Genomic DNA, 10,544 nt, shown 5'->3' with positions numbered 1-10,544 from the left:
GTGGCAGCTGAACTCGCTGAAGGTGAGCTTCAGGATTGCGGATAATGTTCCACTGGTGAAGGGAAAAAAGGTTATCGATACCAGTTATATCTTTGATTTTGGGGACTACGGACTCAGTGATGGCTACGGGACCGGAAAGGCTAAAGCGTTCAGTGGAAAGCGAGTTGAACTGAAAACTGATTTTTTCCCAATGGTAGTTAACCATATTGATAATACGATAGGTCTTTCTCTTTTCGCTGGTAATACAGGATATGAACGGTGGAGGAGGAGATTTAAAACAATCGTTGTGGAAAGCATTAATATTGAGCCGCAAATACATCTCAATAAAGTCGTTGTGTTAATGCCACCAGCTATTCGACCGGGAAATTTAATGGCGACTTATCCTGATGGAAGCGTTGAAGCCATACCTCATATCTACCCGGATTATGACAAGTTGCTTTCAATTAAATAGGTGATCCCCGGAAGCTACCGGGCGGTTAGCATTCCCTGGCACGCTTTAATTTTGTTGCGGAGGAAGACGTTGAACCGTCCTAATAAAAGTACATTACGCTGCTGGGACCGATGGCGACGCTGTCCCTAAGCGAGTGCGCCAGTCGCCCGGTTTATACTTTTAACCTTCAGGCGAATGCGGAATGGCTAACGGTGGCGGTGAAACTTCCGTCGGAAATGGAAGAGCTGCCGCTGGATATTCTCTACCGCTCAAGGGTTCATGTTCATCATGGCCCTTTTTTAATGGAACTCCCACAGACACTCTCGCCCTAAAAATAAAGGCTGTCACTTTACCAGTGATAGCCTTTACAAATAGGGTCTTAAGTGACGAGCCTTAAGCCAATAATGCCGCCCTGGATAATCATCTCACCATCCAGCTACCGCTTGATGGCGACCGGTGTGTCACCGACCCAGCTCAGTCAGTGACTTATCCAGCGCACCCACCAGCCAATCAATATCCGATTCCTGGAAAGCCAATGGTGGACGCAGCTTCAGTACGTTGCCGTACGGCCCGGCCACCGACGTCAGCACATGGTGATCGCGCAGCTTCTCGGTAAGGTCCAGCGCCAGCGCTTTATCCGGCGTTTTGCTCTCCCGATCCTGCACCAGTTCAAAGCCGATAAACAGCCCTGCTCCGCGCACATCGCCAATGCTCTCATGGCGATCCATCAGCTTCTGCAACTCGGCGAGCAGTTTAGCTCCGACCACGCGGCTGTGCTCTTGCAAGCCCTCTTCTTTAATCACCGTCAGGACCGCCTGCGCCGCAGCCATGGCAACCGGATTGCCGCCAAAGGTATTGAAGTAAGGGATATCGTCACTAAACGCCGCCAGCACATGACTCTTCGCCAGCAGGCCGGAAACCGGAATACCGTTACCCATCGGTTTACCGGTGGTGACCACATCCGGCACCACGCCGTGACGTGCAAAGCCCCAGAATGCATCACCGGTACGACCAAAGCCTGGCTGCACTTCATCGGCAATGAAAATACCGCCGTTAGCGTGCACCACATCCACCGCTTTTTGCAGGAAACCGCGAGGGTTCGGCAAAACACCATCGGAAGAGAAGATTGAATCGGCGAGGAAGCCAGCAAACTTAATGCCGTGCGCCTTCATGTCATCAATCTGTTTCTGGATTTCGTTGGCAAACCATTCACCGAGATCCGGTGTGTTGACACGATAAGCATCCGGCGGCGAAACCAGGCGTGTCGTGGCCGCCAGTGGCTGCCCGCTGCCCAGTGCCGGAGAGACGCCAGAGGTGAGATCGCTGGTGCCGTGATAGGCTTCCTGCGACACGATGATGCCCGTACCGCCGCTGAAAGCACGCGCCACGCGAATGGCCAAATCGTTAGCTTCTGATCCGGTGCACATATACATGGCACGGTCGATAGCGTCTGGCGTGGTTGCCAGCAGCTCTTCAGTGTAATCAAGAATGCGTTCGTGCAGATAGCGGGTGTGGGTATTCAGCATCTTCATCTGCTGGTTTACCGCTTCGATCACCGCCGGATGGCAGTGGCCAATGCTGGCCACGTTGTTGTACACATCGAGATATTTATTACCTGCGGCATCCCACAGATACTGCCCTTCACCGCGCACCAGATGCACCGGCTTACGATAAAACAGGCGATACGACTCGCCCAACACTTTGCTGCGCTTGTCCGTCAGCTGGCGGGTTGCTGCATCCAGACCGTCGGCGTGCTCAGCACGAAAACTGTTGGTGTCCATGATGGTGGAACGTGTAGCCATGGTAACTCCCGTTGCGAAGGTGAAAGGGGTGCATGATGTGTGACCGTTGTCACCATCATGCCTGCTTTAACGAGAAATGCAACCAAATACACAAATACAACTAAATACACATGACGCCGTAATGACACTCAGGTAAGCTTAGGCCCAGATTATTACGCTACAGGGAAAAGTCATGCTGCAGGAAACCCGCTTACACCGCATTCGAGCCCTGCTGACCACGCAGCATCAGGTCAGCACCGAGCGCATTATCAATGAGCTGGGTATTTCGCGGGAAACGGCACGGCGAGACATTATTGAGCTGGAAGCGCAGGGTTTAGCCCGACGGGTGCATGGCGGTTTAGTGGCGGTAGATAGCCAGCCGGAAGCACCGCTGCAAGTGCGCCGCAGTGCCCAGGCAAAAGAGAAGCGTTCGATTGCCATAGCGGCTGCGCAGCATTTGCAGCCGGGCCAAACGCTGTTTCTCGATGCCGGCACCACCACCACCATGCTGGCGGAGCAGCTGCGCAGCATGGCCGGCTTAACCATTATCACTAACAGTTTGCAGGCTGCGCTGGCGCTGAGCGCCGCCGAAGAACATGAAACGCTGAATAATCAGGTGATTTTGCTGGGCGGAATGATGATGGCAGGTGCACAGCAGACGCGCGGTGAAATCACGGTCAGCGAGATTTACCGCTATCGCGCCGACGTTGCCCTGCTGTCACCGGTTGGCATTGATGCCAAAAATGGCGCCAGCAGTTTCCATCCACACGAAGCGGCGATCGCCCGCGCCATGGTGCAGCAGGCTTCGCGCACCTTTTTACTGGCGGATCACAGCAAGCTGGGGGTGATCAGTCGCACGGTATATGCGCCGATTGGAGACGTGGATTTGCTGATTTGCGACAGCGGCCCCACCAAACCCGGCGCATTAGCTGCGCTCCAACAGGCGCTGCCACAGGTACAGGTGGTTTAAATCAGGCGCTGTGGATGGCTATACACCGTAGCGCGTCCCGGTTTACTAAACCCTATCAGCGTTAAATGACAACGCTCGGCGACCTCAACGGCAAGTTGGGTCGCAGCAGATACCGCAAATAATATCTCTACGCCGCACATCGCTGATTTCTGCACCATCTCATAACTGGCGCGGCTGGAGACTAACACAGCACCTTGTTGCCACGGCTGCTGGCTGCGATGCCCCAGCAGTTTATCCAGCGCCACATGGCGGCCCACGTCTTCGCAGCCACCGAGCAATTCCCCCTGCGGCGACATCCATGCCGCCGCGTGCGTGCATCCGGTGAGATTACCGATGGGTTGGTAATTGCGCAGTTGCGCCAGCCCGCTATCGAGGTTCGCCAGATCGAAGGTTTGGGTAAACGGCAGCGGTTGCAGCGGTTTTCCAATCTGGTCGAGCTGTTCCACGCCGCACACGCCGCAGCCGGTGCGCCCCGCCATGGCACGACGCTGCTCTTTCAGTGCCATAAAGCGGCGGCTGGAGAGTTCGATCTGCACTTCGATACCGTTGCAGCCGGGCACCACATCCATGCCGAAGATCTCATCAGGCTTCTCAATAATGCCTTCTGAGAGTGAGAAACCGAGCGCAAACGCCTCGAGATCGTTGGGCGTGGCCATCATCACCACATGGGAAATGCCGTTATACACCAGCGCGATCGGCACCTCTTGTGCCAGCCAGTCGGTTTCAGACGTGCTGATATCACGCCGCTGACGCACCTGCGCCTGCACTGCGCCTGAGATCTCAATCACACTCTGATGACTTTCCTGTGCTTTGACTTTCACTTTGCTCGCCTCGGACAACAACCATATTAAAGCAGTGGTATTATTCTGCTGCTATTCTCACACTGTTAGTTGGGTCATTGTGAACCTCGGCCCAACGCATCACAAAAAAATTTTTGCCCGTCATTCGGATGGTGACAAGGCAGCAAGCCCTTTCAAGTCGGGAGCTTACACCCGTAAGCGACAGAAACGAATGGGTGAAGGTCATGCAGCGACCATTTGAATGACGCAGGCAAATTGTAGCAATGTCGACTCAAGGATTATTCATGAACGTCAGCCGAAGAAAATTCTTCAAAATCTGTGCTGGCGGTATGGCAGGGACATCGGCAGCACTCCTCGGCTTTACGCCAGAGGTGGCGCTGGCGGAAACGCGACAGTACAAGCTGCTGCGTGCCCGCGAAACCCGCAACACCTGCACTTACTGCTCAGTGGGCTGTGGCTTATTAATGTACAGCCTCGGTGACGGCGCGAAAAACGCCAAAGAGACCATTTTCCACATTGAAGGCGATCCAGACCATCCGGTGAGCCGCGGGGCATTGTGCCCGAAAGGCGCTGGCCTGCTGGATTTTGTCCACAGTGAAAGCCGTCTGCACTACCCCGAATACCGCGCGCCAGGTTCGGATAAATGGCAGCGTATCAGTTGGGATGACGCCTTTAATCGTATCGCTAAACTGCTGAAAGCGGATCGCGACGCCAACTTTATCGCGCAAAACGCTGCAGGCGTTACCGTGAACCGCTGGCTCTCATCAGGCATGCTGTGCGCCTCCGCGTCCAGCAATGAAACCGGCTATTTAACCCAGAAATTTACCCGATCGCTCGGCATGTTAGCGGTCGACAACCAGGCACGCGTTTGACACGGACCAACGGTAGCAAGTCTTGCTCCAACATTTGGTCGCGGTGCGATGACCAACCACTGGGTCGACATCCGTAATGCCAATCTGATCGTTGTGATGGGCGGTAACGCCGCTGAAGCGCATCCTGTGGGATTCCGCTGGGCGATGGAAGCCAAGATTCACAACAAAGCCAAATTGATTGTTATCGATCCGCGCTTCACGCGTACGGCATCGGTGGCAGACTTTTACACGCCGATCCGTTCCGGCACCGACATTGCTTTCCTGTCGGGCGTGCTGCTGTGGCTGATGCAAAATGACAAAATCCAGCATGAATATGTGCAGGCGTACACCAACGCCAGCCTGATTGTGCGCGAGGATTATCATTTTGATGACGGCCTGTTCAGCGGCTACGACGAAGCCAATCGCAAATATGACAAAACCAGCTGGAATTACGAGCTGGGCGATGACGGCTTTGCCAAACGCGATGACAGCCTGCAACACCCGCGCTGCGTGTGGAATCTGCTGAAACAGCACGTTAGCCGTTACACGCCAGAAATGGTGTCACGTATTTGTGGCACACCAAAAGACGACTTCCTGCACGTCTGCGAGCTGATCGGTGAAACCAGCGCGCGCGATCGCACCACCTCATTCCTGTATGCACTGGGCTGGACGCAACACTCGGTCGGTGCGCAAAACATCCGCACCATGGCGATGATCCAGCTGTTGCTCGGCAACATGGGCATGGCTGGGGGCGGCGTCAATGCGCTGCGCGGACACTCCAATATTCAGGGGCTCACCGATCTCGGCCTGCTGTCGCAAAGTTTGCCAGGTTATATGACGTTGCCGTCGGAGAAACAGACCGATCTGCAAACCTATCTCGCGGCCAATACGCCGAAACCGACGCTACCCGGCCAGGTGAACTACTGGGGTAACTACCCGAAATTCTTTGTCAGCATGATGAAAGCCTTCTTTGGCGACAAAGCGCAGGCCGAGAATAGCTGGGGCTTCGACTGGCTGCCGAAGTGGGACAAGGGCTACGACGTTTTGCAGTACTTCGAGATGATGTCGCAGGGGAAAGTGAACGGCTATTTATGCCAGGGCTTTAACCCGGTCGCGTCGTTCCCGAACAAACGCAAAGTGATCGATTCGCTGTCGAAACTGGAATTCCTGGTGACCATCGACCCGCTCAATACCGAAACCTCGACCTTCTGGCAAAACCACGGCGAGTTCAACGATGTTGATCCGGCGAAGATTCAGACCGAAGTGTTCCGCCTGCCCTCCACCTGCTTTGCCGAAGAGAATGGCTCCATCGTCAACTCCGGACGCTGGCTGCAGTGGCACTTTAAAGGTCAGGATGCGCCGGGCGAAGCGCTGAATGACGGTGAAATCCTCTCCGGTATCTACAGCCGTCTGCGCAAAATGTACGCCAGCGAAGGCGGTGCCTTGCCGGAGCAGGTGCTGAACATGACATGGAACTACCAGACGCCTGATAACCCGGCTTCGGAAGAAGTGGCGATGGAGAGCAACGGCAAAGCGCTGGCGGATGTGTTCGATGACAAAGGCACGTTGCTGGTGAAAAAAGGCCAGCAGCTCAGCAGCTTTGCGCAGTTGAAAGATGACGGCAGCACCAGCAGCGGCTGCTGGATATTTGCAGGCAGCTGGACGCCAGATGGCAATCAGATGGCGCGGCGTGATAACACCGATCCGAGTGGATTGGGCAATACGCTGAACTGGAGTTGGGCATGGCCGCTCAATCGCCGCATCCTCTACAACCGTGCATCGGCCGATCCACAGGGCAACCCGTGGGATCCGAAACGGCAAATCCTCAAATGGGATGGCAGCAAATGGGGCGGCATGGATATTCCGGACTACAGCACCGCCGCACCGGGCAGCAACGTCGGGCCGTTTATCATGCAGCCAGAAGGCATGGGCCGCCTGTTCGCACTCGATAAAATGGCCGAAGGTCCGTTCCCGGAACATTACGAGCCGTTTGAAACGCCACTCGGCACGAATCCACTGCATCCGAACGTCATTTCGAACCCGGCAGCACGCGTGTTCAAAGACGATCTGGCGGCGATGGGGAAAGCCGAGCAGTTCCCGTATGTCGGCACCACGTATCGTCTCACCGAGCATTTCCACTACTGGACCAAACACGCGTTGCTCAATGCCATCGCGCAGCCGGAGCAGTTTGTGGAGATTGGGGAGAAGCTGGCCAACAAGCTGGGCATCGTGCAGGGCGATACGGTGAAAGTGAGCTCCAATCGCGGTTATATCAAAGCCAAAGCGGTGGTCACCAAACGCCTGCGCCCACTCGATGTGGATGGCAAAACTGTCGATACCGTCGGCATTCCGATTCACTGGGGCTATCAGGGTATTGCGAAGAAAGGCTTTATCGCCAATACCCTGACGCCGTTTGTCGGTGATGCCAACACGCAAACGCCAGAGTTCAAGGCGTTCCTGGTTAACGTTGAGAAGGTGTAGGAGAACGTAGATGGCTTATCAATCACAAGACATTATCCGCCGCTCCGCCACCAATGGTTTCACGCCTGCCCCGCAGGCGCGTAATCATCAGCAGGAGGTGGCGAAGCTGATCGACGTGACCACCTGCATCGGTTGCAAAGCCTGCCAGGTGGCGTGTTCAGAGTGGAACGACATCCGCGATGAGGTTGGGCATAACGTTGGGGTGTATGACAACCCAGCGGATCTGACCGCCAAATCCTGGACGGTGATGCGCTTCTCAGAAGTGGAGGAGAACGGCAAGTTAGAGTGGCTTATCCGCAAGGATGGCTGCATGCACTGCGCCGATCCCGGCTGCCTGAAAGCCTGTCCGTCCGAAGGCGCGATTATTCAGTACGCCAACGGCATCGTCGATTTTCAGTCCGAGCAGTGCATTGGCTGCGGCTACTGCATTGCCGGCTGTCCGTTCGACGTGCCGCGCCTGAATAAAGACGACAACCGCGTGTATAAATGCACGCTGTGCGTCGATCGTGTCAATGTGGGTCAGGAACCGGCGTGTGTGAAAACCTGCCCGACCGGCGCCATCCATTTCGGTAGCAAAACCGATATGCAGGCGCTGGCGGCAGAACGCGTGGCGGAGCTGAATACGCGCGGCTATGACAATGCGGGCTTGTATGATCCGGAAGGCGTCGGCGGCACGCATGTCATGTATGTGCTGCACCATGCCAACAAACCGCAGCTGTATCACGGTTTGCCGGAAAACCCGAGTATCAGTCCGGCGGTCACTTTCTGGAAAGGCATCTGGAAACCGCTGGCGGCGATCGGTTTCGCCGCCACCTTCGCTGCCTCGGTATTCCACTATGTCGGCGTCGGGCCGAACCGGGTGGAAGAGGATGAGGACGAGAACCTGCACGAAAAAGAGGAGCGCGAATGATGAAAAAGCGCGATCGTCTGGTGCGCTACAGCGCACCGGAACGCATCAATCACTGGATTGTGGCGTTCTGTTTTGTTCTGGCAGCCCTGAGCGGGCTGGGTTTCTTCTTCCCATCCTTTAACTGGCTGATGCACGTGCTGGGTACGCCACAACTGGCGCGCATCCTGCATCCGTTTGTCGGTGTAGTGATGTTCGCCGCTTTTCTGATCATGTTCTTGCGCTACTGGAAACAGAATCTGATCAATCGCGAAGACCTGATCTGGGCGAAAAACATCAATAAGATCGTGCGCAATGAAGAGGTGGGTGATACCGGCAAATACAACTTCGGGCAGAAGTGTGTGTTCTGGGCTGCTATCATCAGCTTAGTCTTGCTGCTGGCGAGCGGAATTGTTATCTGGCGTCCTTACTTCGCCGGGGCCTTTGCGATTCCGCTGATTCGCGCCGCTTTGGTGGTGCATTCGGTCTCAGCTGTGGCATTGATCGTGGTGATTATGGTGCACATTTATGCGGCCCTGTGGGTCAAAGGCACCATTACTGCCATGGTTGAGGGCTGGGTGCCGGCCGCGTGGGCAAAGAAACATCATCCACGCTGGTATCGTGAGCAGCGCCAACGCCAAACACAACAGGAAAAACGTCCCTGATGAGTATTCGCATTATCCCGCAGGACCAGCTGGAGAAAGGCGAAAAAAACACGGCGGAACAGGTTCCGCCGTTACTTTTCCCTCGGCTGAAAAATCTGTACAGCCGCCGTGCAGCGCGTTTACGTGAGCTGGCAGCGAAGAATCCGCTGGGCGATTATCTGCGCTTTGCTGCAGTGATCGCGCAGGCGCAAGACATCGTGCTGTACGATCATCCGCTGCAACTCGATTTGCGCCAGCGTTTGGCCGAAAGCGCCGAACAGGGCAAACCTCCGCTCGATATTCACACCTATCCCCGCGATGCCCACTGGCAGCGTCTGCTGCATTCGCTGATTGCCGAGCTGAAGCCCGAGATGAGCGGCCAGGCATTAGCGGTGCTGGAGAACCTGGAAAAAGCCTCCTCTTCCGAGCTGGAAGGCCTGGCCAGCGCGCTACTGGAGGGTGATTTTGCGCAGGTCAGCAGCGATAAAGCCCCGTTTATTTGGGCAGCGCTTTCGATCTATTGGGCGCAGATGGCAGCGCTAATCCCTGGCAAAGCCCGCGCAGAATACGGCGAGCATCGTCAATTCTGCCCGGTGTGCGCCAGCGTGCCGGTGACCAGCGTGGTGCATATGGATGTGGGCCAGCAGGGGCTGCGTTATCTACACTGTAATCTGTGTGAAAGTGAATGGTATGTGGTGCGCAGTAAGTGCTCCAACTGCGAGCAAACGCGCGACCTGCACTACTGGTCACTCGACAGCGAAAAAGCCGCGGTGAAAGCCGAAAGCTGTGGTGACTGTGGCACCTATCTGAAGATGTTGTATCAGGAGAAGGATCCAGCGGTGGAACCGGTGGCCGATGATTTGGCCTCGCTGGTGCTGGATGCGCGTATGGAGCAGGAAGGCTTTGCGCGCAGCAGCCTGAATCCGTTTATGTTTCCTGGGGATTGAGCAAATTGCCGCTGTCCTACGAACTGTCGCGGCACGATTTATCGCGCTGTTTTTGAGCCATACAACAACGTGCGATACATCGCGCCGCTACAATTTGTGTACCTATCACTGTCGCAAAGGAAACGCCTGATGAAACTGATTGGCAGCTACACCAGCCCTTTTGTCCGCAAAATTTCGGTGATCCTGTTGGAAAAAGGCCTGGTGTTCGAATTTGTTAACCAGTCGCCTTGGGTGGAAGACAGCCACGTGCCGCACTACAACCCGCTGGGCAAAGTACCTGCACTGGTCGACGATAACCATCTCACCTGGTTTGATTCTTCGATTATCGCCCAGGTCATTGAGCTACGCGGTGACGCCCCTGCTCTGTTGCCGGATGACGCCCTGCTCGCTCTGCAGGTACGTCAGCTGGAAAAGCTCGCCGATGGCATCAACGATGCCGCCGTGATGATTGTGCGCGAACAAATGCGCCCCGGCGATCAGCAATCCGAAGAAGTGCTAATGCGTAATCGCGAGAAAATTTTGCGTGGGTTGGACGCGCTGGAAACGGCAGCGGCTCAGGGTGAACTGCTGAACAGCGGTACGCTCAATCTGGCCGACATCGCCACTGGCTGCATGATTGGTTATCTCAACTTCCGTCGGGTGCTGCCTAACTGGTGCGTGAACCGCCCGGCCTTGATCAAGCTGGCCGATACGTTGTTTGCGCGGGAGAGTTTTGCCCGCACCGTTCCGCCTTCCAGCTAAGCTAAGCCACCCG

The 10,544-nt window shown here is 55.6% G+C and carries 9 protein-coding genes; 7 read left to right on the top strand and 2 right to left on the bottom strand.

Translation table 11 applies throughout. From position 1 onward, the window contains the following. Window positions 1-451, top strand: a 451-nt coding sequence (locus tag VH86_RS25960; RefSeq protein WP_045834138.1) for a hypothetical protein, incomplete at its 5' end; no start/stop codon positions are given. A gap of 440 nt (window positions 452-891) precedes the next feature. Here VH86_RS25960 and VH86_RS22255 read toward each other — a convergent pair. Further along, window positions 892-2,232, bottom strand: a complete 1,341-nt coding sequence (locus tag VH86_RS22255) for an aspartate aminotransferase family protein (protein WP_045815038.1) — start codon at window positions 2,230-2,232, stop codon at window positions 892-894. Between the two features lie 172 nt (window positions 2,233-2,404). On the opposite strand from VH86_RS22255, the gene VH86_RS22250 reads away from it, so the two are divergent. Beyond that, the gene (locus VH86_RS22250) at window positions 2,405-3,181 is read left to right on the top strand and encodes a DeoR/GlpR family DNA-binding transcription regulator (RefSeq protein WP_045834137.1); all 777 of its coding nucleotides are present in this window, start codon (window positions 2,405-2,407) and stop codon (window positions 3,179-3,181) included. Here the strand turns inward: VH86_RS22250 and fdhD are convergent. Then, on the bottom strand, window positions 3,178-3,960 hold the full coding sequence (fdhD, locus tag VH86_RS22245; RefSeq protein WP_231638497.1) for a formate dehydrogenase accessory sulfurtransferase FdhD: 783 nt from the start codon (window positions 3,958-3,960) through the stop codon (window positions 3,178-3,180). The two genes, VH86_RS22250 and fdhD, sit on opposite strands and share 4 nt — an antisense overlap. A 305-nt stretch (window positions 3,961-4,265) precedes the next feature. On the opposite strand from fdhD, the gene fdnG reads away from it, so the two are divergent. The 5 genes from fdnG to VH86_RS22215 all read left to right on the top strand — a co-directional run bounded on the left by fdnG (window position 4,266) and on the right by VH86_RS22215 (window position 10,531). After that, window positions 4,266-7,313 carry a formate dehydrogenase-N subunit alpha gene (gene fdnG, locus VH86_RS22235; RefSeq protein WP_082082879.1) on the top strand — a complete coding sequence of 1,016 codons (3,048 nt, stop codon included), beginning with the start codon at window positions 4,266-4,268 and terminating at the stop codon, window positions 7,311-7,313. 10 nt (window positions 7,314-7,323) lie between these two features. Further along, window positions 7,324-8,223, top strand: a complete 900-nt coding sequence (gene fdxH / locus VH86_RS22230; protein WP_045815041.1) for a formate dehydrogenase subunit beta — start codon at window positions 7,324-7,326, stop codon at window positions 8,221-8,223. Then, window positions 8,223-8,864, top strand: a complete 642-nt coding sequence (gene fdoI, locus VH86_RS22225; RefSeq protein ID WP_045815103.1) for a formate dehydrogenase cytochrome b556 subunit — start codon at window positions 8,223-8,225, stop codon at window positions 8,862-8,864. The genes fdxH and fdoI overlap by 1 nt, the downstream gene beginning before the upstream one ends. After that, complete coding sequence (fdhE, locus tag VH86_RS22220; RefSeq protein WP_045815042.1) at window positions 8,864-9,790, top strand: formate dehydrogenase accessory protein FdhE; 927 nt, start codon at window positions 8,864-8,866, stop codon at window positions 9,788-9,790. Before fdoI ends, fdhE begins: the two co-directional genes overlap by 1 nt. Window positions 9,791-9,919: 129 nt before the next feature. Next, window positions 9,920-10,531 carry a glutathione S-transferase gene (locus VH86_RS22215; protein ID WP_034827706.1) on the top strand — a complete coding sequence of 204 codons (612 nt, stop codon included), beginning with the start codon at window positions 9,920-9,922 and terminating at the stop codon, window positions 10,529-10,531. The last annotated feature ends 13 nt before the right edge of the window (window positions 10,532-10,544 follow it).

The sequence above is a fragment of the Pantoea sp. BL1 genome (assembly GCF_000963985.1).
Classification (GTDB): domain Bacteria; phylum Pseudomonadota; class Gammaproteobacteria; order Enterobacterales; family Enterobacteriaceae; genus Pantoea; species Pantoea rwandensis_B.
Note: the sequence above shows the minus strand (reverse complement) of the source record. Positions and strands in the feature narration are given on the sequence as shown.

Bases quoted from the DNA above. Each gene is read 5' to 3' on its own strand.
- VH86_RS22255 (WP_045815038.1), bottom strand. From the start codon at position 2,232: ATGGCTACACGTTCCACCATCATGGACACCAACAGTTTTCGTGCTGAG.
- VH86_RS22250 (WP_045834137.1), top strand. From the start codon at position 2,405: ATGCTGCAGGAAACCCGCTTACACCGCATTCGAGCCCTGCTGACCACG.
- fdxH (WP_045815041.1), top strand. From the start codon at position 7,324: ATGGCTTATCAATCACAAGACATTATCCGCCGCTCCGCCACCAATGGT.
- fdoI (WP_045815103.1), top strand. From the start codon at position 8,223: ATGAAAAAGCGCGATCGTCTGGTGCGCTACAGCGCACCGGAACGCATC.
- fdhE (WP_045815042.1), top strand. From the start codon at position 8,864: ATGAGTATTCGCATTATCCCGCAGGACCAGCTGGAGAAAGGCGAAAAA.
- VH86_RS22215 (WP_034827706.1), top strand. From the start codon at position 9,920: ATGAAACTGATTGGCAGCTACACCAGCCCTTTTGTCCGCAAAATTTCG.